The following is a 17,218-nucleotide window of genomic DNA, read 5'->3' on the forward strand; positions in this document are numbered from 1 at the left end:
ATTAATTCTAATCGAGGTGCGAAATTAATGAATTTTGAGAAAATAGCGTGTGTAATTGCTTAAAAAACCATTATCAAATCTTAAAACTTAATCATTTGACTTAATGGCTTTTTTTGAATTCTTTTTGGAAATAGAGCGCTTTATGCAAAAGAAGATTTTCTTCTTCGGAATTTATATTTTCACTACTTATAGTTTTCCGCTTTTTAACATAAACTCTTTTTGTAGGTGTTTGCTGTGATTCAGATACAATTAGGTATACATTATTACTTGCAAAATAGTAAGTCTCTATTATGGTTTTGTCAGTGATTTCTGTGTTTTGTATTTTAAAAAGCTCATTCGTTTTTTTATCATAGAAAACAGAGTGCTGAAATGAACCTACATCTTTAAACCCGTCTTTATCTGTTAAAGCTCCTTCTGTTTTAAGTTCGGTTAAATTTTTATTTGCATCTGTTTTTGTTGCTAAATCATTAGAGGCTTTTATTGCTAAATCTAGATTGGCACCAGTTTTTGTTCCACAAGACAAAACAATAAGGAATAAAGCTATAATACTAATATTAGTTTTCATGTGTTTAATTTTGTCATTAAAGGTCAATTTAGAATATAAAAAAAGCCCAAACAAATGTTTGGGCTTTTTTTAAGATTATTATTACTTTATTAATCGATAATTATCTTTTTTGTTTTTGTTGTGTTTTCTGTATTAAAATATACAACATAAGTACCACTAGCTAAACCTGAAATACTTAATCCGTTATCTAGTGTTTGTGCAGCTACATCTTTAAACTCATTAACTGTTTGTCCTAGCATATTTATTACCATTAGGTTGTCAACAGATGTATTTAATCCTTTTACATATAATTTGTCTTGCTTGTTATTATAATAAATTAAATTAAAGTTATAATCTGACTCTTCAGTACTTAATGATTCTCCACTTTGGAATACAACTTCAAATCGGTTATTAAACTCTCCTGCTGTTGATGTAAAACTATATGGTTGTTCTGTTGTTCTTAAATCAAAATATGTGCTTGTAAGATTATCTTTTAAGTATATTTCTTGATTTTCATGGATATTTTCAATCTCTGTCATCTTAATTTCAAACGTAAAATCACCTGATGCTTTAAAATTTAATGGTACAACTTTTCCGTTTGTAATTGGCGAATATGCTTGCATTGACATATTCTGACCGTTTAATAATAAGTTAAGATCATTACTTACATTATCCATGTTTTTAGCATCGTAACCATAGTCGAATGCGTCTGTAGTTATATTACTAAATCCTAGCAACAATTCTTTACGCATTTCAGGTCCATTTACTGAATTAAACTCTAATCTTATTTTACTAAAAATATTAGTTTCTTCGGTTGAGTTACTCTCATCTTCAGTATTTACATCAGCCTGATTTCCATTTCTGAAAAAGACAGAGCCGTTATTGTAAGTGCCATTTGCATCAGCTTCTTTAATAAAAATACGTTGACTATTATTAAACACTACATTACCATTTGCTACAACTTCTGCCATAAAAGCTTGCCCAACTGGAAGATATCTTGATGGTGTTAATGTCCCGTCTTGAGACCCATTGTTTGCACCATTAATTCCAACAAACTGATATGCACGTACAGAACCAAGTTTATTAACTTTAGCATAACCTCCATCATATTCATCTAAATAATGCGAGCTTCCACTCCATTGTTGCCATAGTTGTAAAGTTCCGTCAATAACACCAGCATTATCATCAATAAATTTATGAATATCTAATGCTGAAGCATAAGGATTACCTAATAAATAATCTGTTTTAGATACTGTTGGTACTGATCCTGATCCTCCAACGTCAGTTACAGGAACTAGTATTGTTCCGTTGTTTGGTTTTCCTTCAAAAATATACTGCTGTTCTGTTCCAGAGTTTCCTGTTCCTTTTTGAGAATAACCTACTCCTGGGTTAATATTAGTTGTTGGTGTCAATGATGCCCAATCCCAATATGTCACTCCATTTTTATATGTGTATAACCAACGTGTACTAACTTTTCCTACTTGATTATATGCTGAAGTAAATTGAACATTGTTTGCATTTCCTTCTTTAAGTAAGTTTAATCTAAAATTGGAATTATTTGCATTGTTGGTAGCAGCATTATTGTTAGAAATGGTTGTTACTCCAGTTGATCCAACTGGTGAAGCCCAATAATTATACCAATATACGTTTGATGTTCCTTCTTGTCTTCTTAGTATCTTACCATTAGCTGATGTCACTAAATCACTATTAACTGTTTGAATTAATTGAGAATCATTTTGTAAGTCTAATGTTCCATCAAGCTTTAAATACCATGTATTGTTTATTAGGTTGTCACCATTTACAATTAGTGATTTCCCGCTGTCTATTATTAAACCTAAATTTTTATGAGAATTTACAGTTGTTACATTGTGCTCAATTTTTACAATACTCCAATCTTTATTATTTACTATATTTTTTATGTCCCAAACAGATCCATGTAACCAAGTTGCTTGTGATGTCCAGCTTCCATTAGATCCAGTTTTATAAGGCATAGGAGCTGTTTGTCCTTGAGCTGTTGTTATATTATTAAGTTTTAAAGTGTGGTTGTTATCAGAATAATCAAAAGTCACATTACTTTTAATATCAGTCATTGGATAGTAAGCGATTAAATTTGACCAAGGAATTTTATTTCCATTAGATATATCAACTATATCTTTTTCAATAATTGACCCTCTTACATTTCCTGAATTATTTTGAATTTCTTGATATACCATTCGTTGCAACTGATCATCAGTTAAAACAGTATTAAACACTCTAACTTCGTCAATTTCTCCCTTAAAGTATTCTCTATTTGCAATATTACTTGAGGCTCTTCCTATTTCAAATGCATCATTACCATTGGCTGTACTAGCAATTGTTGTTACAGTTGGAAGCGTGTTTAATGTATTAACTAGATTACCATCTATATATAATTTTAAGGCACCCGAAATATTAGAATAAGTTCCTGTTATATGATGCCATTCATCAAAATTAATTGGTGCCGAACTAACAACTTTTGTAGTATTTCCTGTTGTTTTAATTGAAAAGCACGGCTCGTTACCGTTTTGCAGGTATATTTTACAAGATACATCTTCACCAGCTATTGTTAAATAACCTGAATTTCCTGAATCTACTTTTACCCAAGCCATAATACTTACACTACTAAACCCTTCAATAAAAGAATCTGTTGACAAGTAATCATCAATACCATCAAAATCTAGAGTTGCTGAAGGAGGCGGATTTGTATTAAATAAATCTCTATAATCTACATCTCCTCCACTATTAACATCTCCATCTAAATCTGGAAGAATAGAAGCAGAAGGGTTATCAATTTCATCGTTTACATCTAATGGATCAGAAATATTAGAACCTTCAAATAGATTATCAAGTCCGTCATTATCAGCATCAGAAAAAGCTACGATAACATCTGCCATTCCGTTTTCTTCAATATCAAGTAAACCATCATTATCAGAGTCTAAATCTAAAATATCTGGATACTTATCGTAATCTGTGTTAACTACCTGAATACCATTGCCATACGCTATGTCTATTCCAGTTTTTGGATCTACAGTTCCTGAAGGTGTAATATAACCTAAAGTTGTTTGCCCTTCTACATTATCAGGAATTCCATCGTTATCACTATCTAAATCTAAATGATTATACTTACCATCATTATCAAAATCTTCACCTTTAACAATAATTAATGAATTAGCATTAAAGTCTAAGAATTCACATTGCGTAAAGGACATACCAAATTGTCTTGTAGAAGAGCCTGAAGAAGTTTTAATAGCTTGCATACGCATAGTAAATGTGTTACCTATAAATTGGTAATACGCTCTTAATACTCTTAAAGTTGAGAAACCAGGACCTTCTTGTAATCCTGAAGCACTAATTTGTATATCTCCACCTCCTAAATTTGAAACCAGTAAAGAAGTAGGGTTATCTGTCCCGTATGCAGCTGGTTGCTTATAAATTACTGATTCACGCAGACTTCCACTACCATCACAATCCCAAGTAATACCATTAACTCTAAAAATAGAGGTTGATGGCACAGTTGTTCCTGCATTTACAATTGTAAATTGAAATGTTGCTCCTGGTGTTCCAGTCCCAGAAAATGTTAATTCTGTTTGGAGATAATCAGGATTATCAACTAAATCATTATCTATATTTGCAATTGTTGTGTTTTGGAGTTCAGTAATTTTCATTAAGATATCATAACCTTGAATTGCATTACTGTATCTATATACTGCGCCTACTTGACCTATTAAACCAGTACTTGCTAAAGGATCATAAACTCCATTCTGAAAATCTAATGAAGGCAAAGTACATTCAAACCTGTCTTGACCTAAATTTTCTTTTGCATCTGTTATGCCGTCTCCATCATCATCATAATCTAGATTATCAATAATACCATCTTGGTCAGTATCTAATAAAGCATTACAAGTTGCATCACCACCAGAAACATTAAAGTACGCTATTGTACCAGATGTATTTGCTGTACTACCATTATTATTAAGAACTTCGGTACCAGCAACTACAACACTAACATAGCTACTGCTAGTCCAACCGTTGTTTGCAACATCATACATTTTTATGTAATAATTGCTACCATTAGTTGCGCAACCTAAATCATAAGTTGAACCATAAGCATCAGTAACACCTTGTTGACTAGACGAATAACATTGATTGTCATCACAAATGGTAATTAATAAATCGTTTGTGGTGTTATAAACTTCTATCTTATTTTCATAAGACCTTGAAGGCCATTTAACAGTGATTTTTACATCAGATCTTTGTGCTGATAAACTGCTAAAAGCAAATACGGTAAGTAGTAAACTACAAAGTAATTTTGTTTTCATAAGTAGGGTTTAATAGTTTGGGACTATTTAATTAACTGTGTAAAACTAACTTAATCAGCAAATTAGATGAAAATTAGTCGATAAACTGTTTATATACTCGTTATTTGAATTATTTAATCGTTTAAAAGTTTAAAAGTTAGATTAACTTATTAAAGCATAAAAAACACTTATAATCAATTAAGTAACAGCTTTTCACATTTAACAAATATAAATAAAAAATCGATTAAATGACTATTTTATCCGACAAAATGCTAATTAACAAAAACGATAAGATCTTCAATTTTTGAAAGTAATTGAATTTTAATTGTGGTATTTTTAAGAGAAATTTTATTGTATTTAGAGACAAATATTGTGGTAAATCCAAGCTTTTCAGCTTCAAGAATACGTTGTTCAACACGTTGTACTGGTCTTATTTCACCAGACAGCCCAACTTCAGCTGCAAAACAATAATCTTTTGGGAGCGCAACATCTTCATTAGATGATAATATAGAAGCTACAACCGCTAAATCTATTGCTGGGTCATCGACAGAAATTCCTCCAGTAATATTTAAAAACACGTCTTTAGTCCCTAATCTGAAACCAGCTCTTTTCTCTAAAACGGCAAGTAACATATTTAGCCTTTTGGCATTAAAGCCTGTGGCACTTCGTTGAGGAGTTCCATAAACAGCTGTACTGACAAGCGCTTGCACCTCTATCATTAATGGTCTCATGCCTTCTAATGTAGCAGCAACAGCATTACCTGAGAGTTCTTCGTCTTTTTTTGATATTAAAATTTCTGATGGATTAGAAACCTCTCGTAATCCCGATCCTTGCATTTCGTAAATACCGAGTTCATTGGTAGATCCAAAACGGTTTTTATTTGCTCTTAGAATTCTAAACACATGATTTCTATCGCCTTCAAATTGTAAAACAGTATCTACCATGTGCTCTAAAATTTTAGGTCCTGCAATGTTTCCATCTTTTGTAATATGCCCAATAAGTATAACAGGAATAGAAGTTTCTTTTGCGAATTTGATTAATTCTGTAGTGCATTCTTTAATTTGAGAAATACTACCTGATGAAGACTCAATATAATCGCTATGTAATGTCTGAATTGAATCGACCACTACTATATCTGGTTGAATAACTTCGATTTGTTTAAATATGTTCTGAGTTTTAATTTCAGTTAACACATAACAATTTTCACTATTTGGATTAATGCGTTCTGCACGCATCTTGATTTGCTTCTGGCTTTCTTCTCCAGATACATAAAGTGTTTTGTAGGGTAATTTTAATGCTATTTGAAGTAGCAATGTACTTTTACCAATTCCTGGTTCGCCTCCGAGTAAAATTAGTGATCCTGGAACTATTCCTCCTCCTAAAACTCTATTGAACTCTTCATCAAAAGTGTTTAATCTGGTTTCTTGAGATGTTTCAATCTCATTAATTTTTAATGGTTTAGAAACTCTTTTTACTTCTGATGATGATTGCTTCCAGTCGCTTTTTTCTGCTTTTTGAATAACTTCTTCAGCAATTGTATTCCACTCTTTACAAGCAGTACATTGACCTTGCCATTTTGAATATTGAGAGCCACAATTTTGGCAAAAAAAAGTTGTTTTAATTTTTGACATTTAGTACCCGAAATCTGCTTTAATTGAAGCTGCTTTTTCTAACATTAAATCTTTAGTAATTCCACCTATTTCATCTAATATGTAAGCAGATTGATACGTTTTCATTGCTTTTTTAGGTTCATTGGTTTCTTCATAAAAACGAGCCAAGTAATAATGTCCTAATAATGTATTTGGATATTGATCTCTAGCTAATTTTCCTAAGGCTTCAAAGTATTCAAATTTTTGATTTTTTTCGATTGCAGCTTCAATAGCTTTAAAGTCATTAATTAAGATCTCTTTATCAATGCCAAATAAATCTTTAATCGTTTTATATTTTTCAACTAAATATTCTACTGGACTTGTTTCAAGTTTTAATATTGTTTCATCGTACTCTTTCTTGCTTATTGGTTGGAAAACCAAAAAGATGCTTTCTAATGCTTTAGGAATAGTATGGGCTGGAAGCGTGTAATGTGTTGGGCCTTCAAAGTTATTATACTTATAAAGAACATTCTTATTGTCTAATGCACTCAATTTTGAGTTTAAAGTCTCAGCTTTCTCTCTAATTGATTTTACATCGTTACTAGATGTTGCTAAATAGTAAAACACTTTACTTTGTATTCCTTTAAGTCTTTCTGCTAAATAATCTGAAGTTTGAGGTGCAAGATCTGGGCTAATTGCTATATATGCTTGAAAAATTGGATTATCTTTTAATAAATAATAATTAATAAAATTAGCTGTTTCACCATGTCCAACTGCAACTTTAAATTTCTCGGTTTTATACGTTCTATCAATATATGGTAATAATTCCAAGCCTAAAAACTCAAAAAAACTTGCTCCTTTTTCTATCGGTAAAGAGTTCTGTTCTGAATACATAGTATCGTCATAACGACTATCAACTTGATTAACGCCAACAATAATAGATTCAGGTATGTCTTCCCAATAAGAATAGTAATCTACATTTCCTGCTACAGCTTCAAATAAGTAATCACCATCTAAAACTACAATTACAGGATACCTTTTTTTATCATCACTATCATATCCTCTAGGTAATAGTATTTTTAATTGACGAGAGTTCCCTAATTTATTAGACTCAATAGTTTCATAAATTGCTTGAGATTTAGCACCTATTGTTACAAAAAACAATAATACTATTGTAATAAGTTTAGTCATTATAATTGAGATTAAGAATTTGTTATGGCAAGGTAAAAAATTATTCCTTTCTATTATAGATTGGCAGATAAATTAAAGACAATCCTCCTAAAACAATAATCATTAAGGTTTGTGATGACCACATAATCCAACCAAAAGCTATACTTGGATCTTTTGCGATACCAAAAATTGAAAATGCCAAATACACAGCTACAGGATAAGAACCAATGCCACCATTAGTTGCTGCAATACTAAAACTAGCGGAAATAAAACCTATTAATATTGCGGCTAAAGGAATGTTAGTTGTTTCATCTAACGCGAATGTTGTAACATAAAACATAAGAACATACATAGTCCAAATAAATAGCGTATGAAAAATGAATGCCCATTTTTTCTTCATCTTAAAAATGGTCATTACTCCTTCAATTAAACCACTAATAAATGATTTTATTTTTATTGCAAATTTTGAAGAACTACTTCTTATAAGTAAAATGATTAAAGCTAGAATAATCAAAACAGCTATTAAACCATAAACTATTTTATGACCATCGAATCTTTCTGCAAAAATTTGATAGATAAATTCAAACTCTAAAAAAAGAGTTATAATAATGATTATTAGCATTACTAGCATATCAGCAATACGTTCTGCTACTATTGTACCAAAGCCTTTTTCAAAAGGAACACCTTCATAATTAGTTATAATAGTTGCTCTTGTAATTTCTCCAGCTCTTGGTATTGTATAGTTAACTAAATAGGTTGCAAAAACAGCCATTATGCTGTTTGGAAGTCTTAACTTGTAACCCATTGGCTCAATCATAAACTGCCAACGATAAGCACGTGATAAGTGGCTTAATAAGCCAAAAAACAACCCTAATCCAATATAAATGTAATTAGCATCTTTAAAATATTGAAGAAGCTGAGAGATAGAAATTTCCGATAAAGAATACCAAACCAAAACCACTCCTAATAATAAAGGGAGTACTATTTTTAGGGTTTTGCTTATTTTAGTATTCAAAATTTATTTTAAAAGATTAGTCGCTTCGTCTGGAAATACTAACGAAGGTTTAAAGGTTTTAGCCTTTTCATAATCCATAAATGCGTAAGTTATTAGTATAAGTGTGTCTCCAACTGCTACTTTTCTTGCAGCAGCACCATTTAAAGTGATTTCACCACTATTACGAGGTCCTGGAATTACATATGTATCCAGACGCTCACCGTTGTCGTTATTAACAATCTGAACTTTTTCACCTTGTATAATATTAGCTGCGTCCATTAAATCTTCATCAATGGTTATACTACCTATATAATTTAGGTCTGCTCCTGTACACTTAACTCTGTGTATTTTAGATTTTACTACTTGAATTTGCATGAGGCAAAGATAATTAATTTAAAGCGATATTGTCTATAAGCCTAATATCATCTGCATATACTGCAATAAACGCTCTATATTGTTTTTTGTTAGATTTTCTTGTTACTGTTTTTAAGGTTTGTATATCAGCTATGGTGAAATACTCTAGTTTTAATAAATCATGCTTTTCAAACTGATTTTTAACCCATTCTGTAACTTTATTAGCACTTTTTGTGCCAAATTTTTGCTTGGCAGTTTTTAGTGTTTTATATATAAAAGGTGCTGCTTTTCTGTACTCAGGCTTTAGTCTCTCGTTTCTTGAGCTCATTGCTAATCCGTCATTTGCTCTGAAAATATTACATCCAATAACCTTTACTGAAATGTTATTGTTTTTAACTAATGTTTGTATTATACGTAGTTGCTGATAATCTTTTTCACCAAAATAAGCATTATTGGGTTTTACAATTTCAAACAATCGTTTTACTATTGTTCCAACCCCATCAAAATGACCTTCTCTAAATTTACCCTCCATTTCGAACTCCAATCCATTAAACTTAAATTTACTGGAAGTAATATTTTTCCCATAAACGTCTTCTACAGTTGGTGCATATACTATTATATCATCAGAAACTGTCTTTAAGAGGTTTACATCTCTATCTAAGGTTCTTGGGTACTTTTCTAGATCTTCTTTGTTATCAAATTGAGTTGGATTAACAAAAATACTTACCACAATTATATCATTTTGCTGCAAGCCCTTTTTAACTAAAGAAAGATGCCCTTCATGCAAAGCTCCCATTGTTGGCACGAACCCAATAGTTAGCTGTTGAGACTTTAATTCCTCAACAACAGTATTGATTTCTTCTTTTTTATAATAAATAATCACGTTATAACAAAAATTTAACAGCGTGCAAACTTAATATTTTACTAGCAATCTGCATAAATTTTTGTAATTTTGCGTGTTTTTTATTTTTAATTTTTTAAAAACTACGTGATTTATGAAAGATAAGAGAATATTGTACGTGTCCTCGGAAGTTGTACCATATTTACCTGAAACAGAAATTTCTTCAATGTCATTTGAAGCGCCTAGAATGGTAAATAAACAAGGTGGACAAATACGAATATTCATGCCGAGATACGGAAACATAAATGAACGTAGACATCAGTTGCATGAAGTTATCAGATTATCTGGTATAAACTTGGTTATTAATGATTTAGACATGCCTTTAATTATTAAAGTAGCATCAATCCCTAAGGAAAGAATTCAAGTTTACTTTATTGATAATGAAGACTATTTTAAGCGAAAAGCTACATTAACTGATGAAGATGGAAACCTTTATCCAGATAATGATGAACGTGCGATTTTCTTTGCAAAAGGTGTTATTGAAACTGTAAAAAAACTAAACTGGTCTCCAGATATTATTCATGTAAATGGATGGTTGGCTTCTTTACTCCCTTTATACTTAAAAGAATACTATAAAACTGAACCACTTTTTAGCGATAGTAAAATTGTTACTTCTATATACAATCAAAGCTTCGATGAAACGTTAGATAAGGAGATGATTAATAAATTAAAATTTGATAACATTGATGAAAATGCTATTAAAGCACTAATTACTCCTAGCTACAATAATATAATGAAAGTAGCTATCGATTATTCAGATGCATTAATTATTGGCTCACAAGAAATACCTAAAGAATTACAAACTTATTTAAAAGACTCAAAAAAACCTGTGTTAGAATATTTTTCTCCTGAAGAATTTGCAGATCCTTATACAGAGTTTTACAACACAAAAGTTTTAAACTAGAAAATATTAAATGAAAAGAATAAAATTTGCCCTTAAAAACGTTGCTGTTTTAGCACTACTTATAATATCGTTTGTAGCTTGTGATAAAGATTTTGCCACTATTGGATCTGATATAGTTGGTCAAAACAATTTCGACACTGATCATATTAAATATGATGTAATTGCCTATAATAGAAAACTTAATCCAGTGCAGACAAATGGGTTGCCAATAAACTTACTAGGAGTTTACAAAGACCCTTTATATGGTTTAACTACCGCATCGTTTGTAAGTCAACTTAACTCATCTGCAATTGATCCTGAATTCGGAACTAACGCAACTGTAGATTCTGTAGTACTTACAGTACCTTACTTTAGTAAAGCTATTGAGCTTACTTCAGATGGAGAAACACTTTATGAATTAGATTCTGTTTATGGTGATGATCCTATTAAACTTTCAATATTTGAAAATAATTATTTCTTAAGAAATTTTGATCCAAATTCTGAATTTGATGCACCTCAAAAGTACTTTTCTAATAAATCTACTGGTTCTAGCTCAATAAACCCATCTTTATTAGAAGGTCAATTACTAACTACTGTTGGAGATTTTTATTACCCAGACTTAAATAGTTTTAAGCCAAATAAAAAGCAAATAGTGCTAAAAGATGGAGATGAAATTACAGATAGATTAGCTCCTTCTTTGCGTATAAAATTAGGTAACCAGTTTTGGCAAGAAAAAATATTAGACATGGAGGGAAGTCCTGTTTTAAGCAACCAAAACAATTTTTTAAATTATTTTAGAGGTTTATATTTTAAAGTTGAAGATATTAATGGAACTGGAAATATGGCTCTTTTAAATTTTGGTTCTAATAGTGCTAATGTAACTATATATTATTCTCATGAAACTACTGTTGAGGGAGTGACTGAAACATCTCAATCTACTTTTGTATTGACATTTACAGGGAATAGAGTTAATTTTTTTGATAACAATTTTAATTTTAATATTCAAGACGGGAATACAACAACTGGAGACGAAAAACTTTATCTTAAAGGAGGGGAAGGCTCAATGGCTGTAATAAATTTATTTAATGGTGATGCTGATGGAAATTCAACAGAATTTAACACTTTTAAAAACCAGTATGTTGAAACTGACTCTGATGGCCATTTTGTGAAAGCTAAAAGGTTAGTTAATGAAGCAAACTTAGTTTTTTATGTAGATCAGACGTTGGTGAATGGACAAGAACCAGAAAGAATATATTTATATGATATAAATAATGAAACCCCATTGATAGACTATTATCTTGACATCACAAATACTGTAACATTAAATGACTCAAAAGCCAATCACCTTGGAAAATTACAAAGAGTCGGCGGGGAACCTGATGGTGAAGGTATTCGTTATAAAATCAGAATTACTGAACATATAAATAATATTCTTTTAAAAGACTCTACTAATGTGAAATTAGGGCTTGTAGTTTGTGGGAATGTAAACATTGAAAATGGCGCTACACAATACAATGTGTTGACTTCTAACAATTCCGACATTATTAAAAAGATTCCTGTAAGCTCTACAACCTCTCCTAGAGGAACAGTTCTTTATGGTAATAACACAACAAATGAGCAAAAAAAGTTATATTTAGAAGTTTTTTATACTGAACCAAATAATTAAAATTATATGTGTGGAATCGTTGGTTATATAGGTCATAGAGAAGCTTATCCAATAATCTTAAAGGGATTAAAAAGATTAGAGTATAGAGGTTATGATAGTGCTGGTATTGCTTTGTATGATGGCAATGAAATAAAACTATCTAAAACAAAAGGTAAAGTAGCCGATTTAGAACAACGATTAGAAAAAGAAATACCTACAACTGGCAAACTAGGAATAGGTCATACGCGTTGGGCAACTCATGGAGTGCCGAATGATGTAAATTCTCACCCACACTACTCAAATTCAGGAAATTTAGTAATTATTCACAATGGTATTATTGAAAATTACGAATCTCTTAAAAAAGAATTAATTAATCGTGGTTATACATTTAAATCAGATACAGATACAGAAGTTCTTGTCAATTTGATTGAAGATGTAATGACTAACCAAAATCTCAAGCTAGGAAAAGCAGTTCAAATTGCCTTAAACCAGGTTGTTGGCGCTTATGCTATAGTTGTATTTGATAAAAATAAACCAAACGAATTAGTTGTTGCAAAATTAGGAAGCCCTTTAGCAATAGGAATTGGTGAAGATGAGTTTTTTGTTGCTAGTGACGCCTCTCCTTTTATTGAGTTCACAAAAAATGCCATTTATCTTGAAGATGAAGAAATGGCAATTATAAGACTTAACAAAGAGATTAAAATAAGAAAAATTAAAGACGACTCTTTAGTTAATCCGTATATACAAGAATTGCAAATTAATTTAGAGCAAATTGAAAAAGGTGGTTACGATCACTTTATGCTTAAAGAAATTTATGAGCAACCAAGCGCTATTAAAGACACTTATAGAGGCAGAATGTTAGTAGATGAAGCTATTATTAAAATGGCAGGTGTTGAAGATAACATGAAAAAATTCTTAAATGCAAATAGAATTATTATCGTTGCTTGTGGTACTTCTTGGCATGCAGGGCTAGTAGCGGAATATATATTTGAAGATTTAGCAAGAATACCAGTTGAAGTAGAATATGCTTCTGAGTTTAGATATCGAAACCCTGTAATAACAGAAAAGGATGTCGTAATTGCTATATCACAGTCAGGTGAAACAGCTGATACTTTAGCTGCAATAAAATTGGCTAAATCAAAAGGAGCATTTGTTTTTGGAGTTTGCAATGTAGTTGGATCTTCCATTGCAAGAGAAACCAATGCTGGAGCTTACACACATGCTGGCCCAGAAATCGGTGTAGCTTCAACAAAAGCTTTTACAACTCAAATTACATTGTTAACACTAATTGCGTTGCGATTAGCGAGAGCAAATGGTACAATATCAAGTTCAGATTTCCGCCATCATTTAATAGAGTTAGAAATGATTCCTGAAAAAGTTAAAAAAACTTTAGAGTCTGAAGCTCATATTAAAATGATAGCCGATATATATAAAGATGTACATCACTTTTTATATTTAGGAAGAGGTTATAATTTCCCTGTAGCCTTAGAAGGTGCTTTAAAACTTAAAGAAATATCTTATATACATGCTGAAGGATATCCTGCTGCTGAAATGAAGCATGGGCCAATAGCTTTAATTGACGAAAATATGCCAATTGTTGTTATAGCTACAAAACGTGGTCATTATGAAAAAGTGGTAAGTAACATACAAGAAATTAAATCAAGAAAAGGAAAAATTATTGGTATAGTTACTGAAGGTGATGTTGAAGTAAAAGCATTAGCCGATCATGTAATTGAAGTTCCAGAAACTTTAGAATCTCTATCTCCATTATTAACAACAATTCCATTACAGCTACTTTCTTATCATATTGCAGTAATGCTAAATAGAAATGTAGACCAACCTCGAAATTTAGCTAAATCAGTTACTGTAGAATAGCATATAATTTTGTACATTTAGTTAATAAATAAAAGAATTATGTAATTTTTTGCGTGTTTTTTTCACAAAAAAATACTATGCGCGCATAATTTTATTAAATATTTAATTAACATGTCATTAATTTATTTATATTGCTGACTAAAATTAACTAATTCCCTAAGATGAAAACAATTTTAAAGATTATTATGCTGTTTTCTTGTGCCCTAACTTATGCACAAACAACAGTAAAAGGTAATGTAACTGATAACAGTGGTCAACCATTACCAGGTGCTAACATTATTGTTGTAGGTACAACTACAGGCACAATTACAGATTTTGATGGAAATTTCACTTTAAATTACAATCAAAACCCACCATTTACAATTCAAGTAAGTAGCGTTGGTTTTGAGTCAAAAACTGAACAAATTACAACTAACCCACAAACAGTTAATATTGTTTTGGTAGAAGGAACTTCGCTAGATGAAGTTGTAATATCAGCATCAAGAACTCCAGAGCGAATTTTTGAATCTCCAGTAACTGTGGAGCGTTTTGGTTTAAAAGAAATTAAAAACACAGCATCTGCAGATTTTTATGATGGTCTAGAAAATCTTAAAGGTGTTGATGTTAATACAAACAGTTTAACGTTTAAATCAGTAAACACAAGAGGTTTCGCAACATTTGCTAATACAAGATTTATGCAATTAGTTGACGGGATGGACAATTCTACTCCTGCATTAAATTTCCCAATAGGAAATTTAGTAGGTATGAATGAAACGGATGTGTTAAGTGTAGAGTTACTTCCTGGTGCTGCATCAGCTTTGTATGGTGCAAATGCATTTAATGGTATTTTATTTATGAGAAGTAAAAATCCTTTTGACTTCCAAGGCATAAGTGGATACCATAAACAAGGCATCACTTCTCAAGATGCTGGAGGAGACAACACATATAGAGATAGTGGTATTAGAGCTGCATATAAGTTTAGCGACTATTTTGCAGCTAAAGTTAACTTCGGATGGCTTAAAGGTACTGATTGGACTGCAAATAATTATCAAGGAAAACCAGGGACTGGAGATACAAGAGCTAGCTTAGGTTATGATGGTTATAATATATATGGTGATGAAGTTGCAACAAACATCAATGGTGTAGCTCAAACTTTAGAAGGATTAGGCATACTGCCTGCAGGTGCAAATGCACTAGTACCATCAGTAACAGTTAGTAGAACTGGTTATGAAGAGCGTGATTTAACAGATTATAATGCAGAAAGTATTAAAGCTGATTGGGGACTTTATTTTAGACCTTGGGCTAATGATTTTGAAATACAATATGTTGGTAAAGTGGGTACAGGTTCAACTATCTATCAAGGAACTAACAGGTATAATATTGATGGATTTACACAACAACAACACAAGATCGAAGTAAAAAATGACAACTTCTTTTTAAGAGGTTATGTGGTTGCCGATAAAGCTGGTGATTCTTATGATATGGTGTTTACTGGGATAAACATTAACAGAGCATGGAAAGATGATAATACTTGGTTTGGTCAATATACAGGTGCTTATGTACAAGCTACCCTTGGTGGAGCTACAGATGCTCAGGCACATGCAATTGCAAGACAAACAGCAGAAACAGGCCGTTATGAGCCAGGCTCACCAGAGTTTATTGCTGCATATAACGCAAGTATTAGTAATCCTGATTTAGCAACAGGTTCTAGGTTTCAAGATGCTTCTAAATACTACCATGCTGATGGTAATTATAATTTTAGTCACTTATGGGATGCAGTTGACATTCAAGTAGGTGGATCATATAGAAAATACAGTTTAAACTCCTCAGGTACTATTTACACAGATTATGATGGCCCAATAGATTATTCTGAATATGGTGTTTATACACAACTACAAAAAGAATTTGATTTAAATGGCGGAATGAGCTTAAAGTTAACTGGTTCTGCTCGTTATGACAAATCAGAGTTTTTTGATGGATTTGTTTCTCCAAGAATTTCAGCTGGTTTATCAGTAAACGAAAATCACAATATTAGAGCATCTGTTCAAACAGGATTTAGAAACCCAACAACTCAAGATTTATTTATTGGTCTAGATGCTGGTAGAGCAATTTTAGTTGGTTCTGCTCCTGATAATTTAGACAGATATTATGATTCTTATGATATCAGTACTGCAGGTCAGGTAGCTTTCGGCCAACCAGCAACAGTTACTCAAACTGGTGCTGCAGCTTATACTAATTCTTATTTAGCGTCTTCTGTTTCTGCTTTTGCTGCATCATCTAATCCAGCAGATTTAGTTATTGGAAATTCTGCTTTAGTTAAACCTGAAAAAATTACTTCAATGGAAGTAGGTTATAGAGGTAAATTAGATAAAGTTATTGTGGATATGAGTGTTTATTATAACAAATATCAAGACTTTATTTCTGGAGAAAACGTTGTTGCTCCTTTTTATGGTACAGTTGGAGACAACTCTTTATCAATTGCAGCTATTGCAAATGGAGATTATCAAGTTTATCAAACATATACAAACTCAAAAGCAGATGTTAATTCATATGGAGGTTCTATTGGATTATCAACTAAAATTTTTGGAAACTTTGATTTAGGAGGTAGCTATACATATACTAAACAAGATTTTGATGAAAATGCATTTCCTGATTTTAGAACAAACTTTAATACTCCAGAACATAAAGCAAAAGCTTCATTTGGTAACACAGATTTATTTAAGAATTTCGGATTTAATGTAGCTTGGAGATGGAGTGATACTTATTTCTGGCAAGCAACTTTTGGAGATGGTGATATTCCATCATATCATACTGTTGATGCACAAATCAATCTAAAAGTTCCATCATTAAAATCTTCATTTAAAGCAGGTGCAACAAATCTTTTAGGAGATGAGTACTTTACTGCTATTGGAGTTGGTAATATTGGATCTATGTACTACGTGTCATGGACAATTAATAACTTATAATA

11 protein-coding genes are annotated in these 17,218 nt (G+C 31.5%); 4 read left to right on the forward strand and 7 right to left on the reverse strand.

Annotated elements, in window-relative coordinates; genetic code table 11:
- Positions 1–100: 100 nt before the first annotated feature.
- The 7 genes from IEW41_RS05845 to panC form a co-directional block, all read right to left on the reverse strand.
- Positions 101–565: a hypothetical protein gene (locus IEW41_RS05845; RefSeq protein ID WP_188605359.1), complete on the reverse strand. Its 465-nt coding sequence runs from the start codon at positions 563–565 to the stop codon at positions 101–103.
- Positions 566–654: 89 nt separating this feature from the next.
- The gene (locus IEW41_RS05850; protein WP_188605360.1) at positions 655–4,881 is read right to left on the reverse strand and encodes a DUF8693 domain-containing protein; all 4,227 of its coding nucleotides are present in this window, start codon (positions 4,879–4,881) and stop codon (positions 655–657) included.
- Between the two features lie 251 nt (positions 4,882–5,132).
- Positions 5,133–6,491 carry a DNA repair protein RadA gene (gene radA, locus IEW41_RS05855; RefSeq protein WP_188605361.1) on the reverse strand — a complete coding sequence of 453 codons (1,359 nt, stop codon included), beginning with the start codon at positions 6,489–6,491 and terminating at the stop codon, positions 5,133–5,135.
- Complete coding sequence (locus IEW41_RS05860) at positions 6,492–7,640, reverse strand: alpha/beta hydrolase (protein ID WP_188605362.1); 1,149 nt, start codon at positions 7,638–7,640, stop codon at positions 6,492–6,494. It abuts the gene before it with no gap.
- A 40-nt stretch (positions 7,641–7,680) separates the two neighbouring features.
- A complete protein-coding gene (locus tag IEW41_RS05865; protein WP_188605363.1) occupies positions 7,681–8,634 on the reverse strand; it encodes a lysylphosphatidylglycerol synthase transmembrane domain-containing protein in 954 nt (317 codons plus the stop codon).
- Between the two features lie 3 nt (positions 8,635–8,637).
- The gene (gene panD / locus IEW41_RS05870) at positions 8,638–8,988 is read right to left on the reverse strand and encodes an aspartate 1-decarboxylase (RefSeq protein ID WP_188605364.1); all 351 of its coding nucleotides are present in this window, start codon (positions 8,986–8,988) and stop codon (positions 8,638–8,640) included.
- A gap of 13 nt (positions 8,989–9,001) precedes the next feature.
- Positions 9,002–9,850: a pantoate--beta-alanine ligase gene (panC, locus tag IEW41_RS05875; protein ID WP_188605365.1), complete on the reverse strand. Its 849-nt coding sequence runs from the start codon at positions 9,848–9,850 to the stop codon at positions 9,002–9,004.
- Between the two features lie 112 nt (positions 9,851–9,962).
- On the opposite strand from panC, the gene IEW41_RS05880 reads away from it, so the two are divergent.
- The 4 genes from IEW41_RS05880 to IEW41_RS05895 all read left to right on the forward strand — a co-directional run bounded on the left by IEW41_RS05880 (position 9,963) and on the right by IEW41_RS05895 (position 17,216).
- The gene (locus IEW41_RS05880) at positions 9,963–10,772 is read left to right on the forward strand and encodes a glycogen/starch synthase (protein WP_188605366.1); all 810 of its coding nucleotides are present in this window, start codon (positions 9,963–9,965) and stop codon (positions 10,770–10,772) included.
- Between the two features lie 10 nt (positions 10,773–10,782).
- On the forward strand, positions 10,783–12,417 hold the full coding sequence (gene bamH, locus IEW41_RS05885; RefSeq protein ID WP_188605367.1) for a BamH family beta-barrel-assembly machinery protein: 1,635 nt from the start codon (positions 10,783–10,785) through the stop codon (positions 12,415–12,417).
- A gap of 6 nt (positions 12,418–12,423) precedes the next feature.
- Entirely contained in the window at positions 12,424–14,271 is a 1,848-nt protein-coding gene (gene glmS, locus IEW41_RS05890; RefSeq protein WP_188605368.1) for a glutamine--fructose-6-phosphate transaminase (isomerizing), read from the forward strand.
- A gap of 161 nt (positions 14,272–14,432) precedes the next feature.
- Positions 14,433–17,216, forward strand: coding sequence for a TonB-dependent receptor (locus IEW41_RS05895; RefSeq protein WP_188605369.1), 2,784 nt, complete (start codon positions 14,433–14,435; stop codon positions 17,214–17,216).
- Positions 17,217–17,218 lie beyond the last annotated feature (2 nt).

Source organism: Aquaticitalea lipolytica (genome assembly GCF_014641635.1).
In the GTDB taxonomy this organism is placed as follows: domain Bacteria; phylum Bacteroidota; class Bacteroidia; order Flavobacteriales; family Flavobacteriaceae; genus Aquaticitalea; species Aquaticitalea lipolytica.

Bases quoted from the DNA above. Each gene is read 5' to 3' on its own strand.
- IEW41_RS05850 (WP_188605360.1), bottom strand. From the start codon at position 4,881: ATGAAAACAAAATTACTTTGTAGTTTACTACTTACCGTATTTGCTTTT.
- IEW41_RS05880 (WP_188605366.1), top strand. From the start codon at position 9,963: ATGAAAGATAAGAGAATATTGTACGTGTCCTCGGAAGTTGTACCATAT.
- radA (WP_188605361.1), bottom strand. From the start codon at position 6,491: ATGTCAAAAATTAAAACAACTTTTTTTTGCCAAAATTGTGGCTCTCAA.
- IEW41_RS05845 (WP_188605359.1), bottom strand. From the start codon at position 565: ATGAAAACTAATATTAGTATTATAGCTTTATTCCTTATTGTTTTGTCT.
- IEW41_RS05895 (WP_188605369.1), top strand. From the start codon at position 14,433: ATGAAAACAATTTTAAAGATTATTATGCTGTTTTCTTGTGCCCTAACT.
- glmS (WP_188605368.1), top strand. From the start codon at position 12,424: ATGTGTGGAATCGTTGGTTATATAGGTCATAGAGAAGCTTATCCAATA.
- panD (WP_188605364.1), bottom strand. From the start codon at position 8,988: ATGCAAATTCAAGTAGTAAAATCTAAAATACACAGAGTTAAGTGTACA.
- IEW41_RS05860 (WP_188605362.1), bottom strand. From the start codon at position 7,640: ATGACTAAACTTATTACAATAGTATTATTGTTTTTTGTAACAATAGGT.
- bamH (WP_188605367.1), top strand. From the start codon at position 10,783: ATGAAAAGAATAAAATTTGCCCTTAAAAACGTTGCTGTTTTAGCACTA.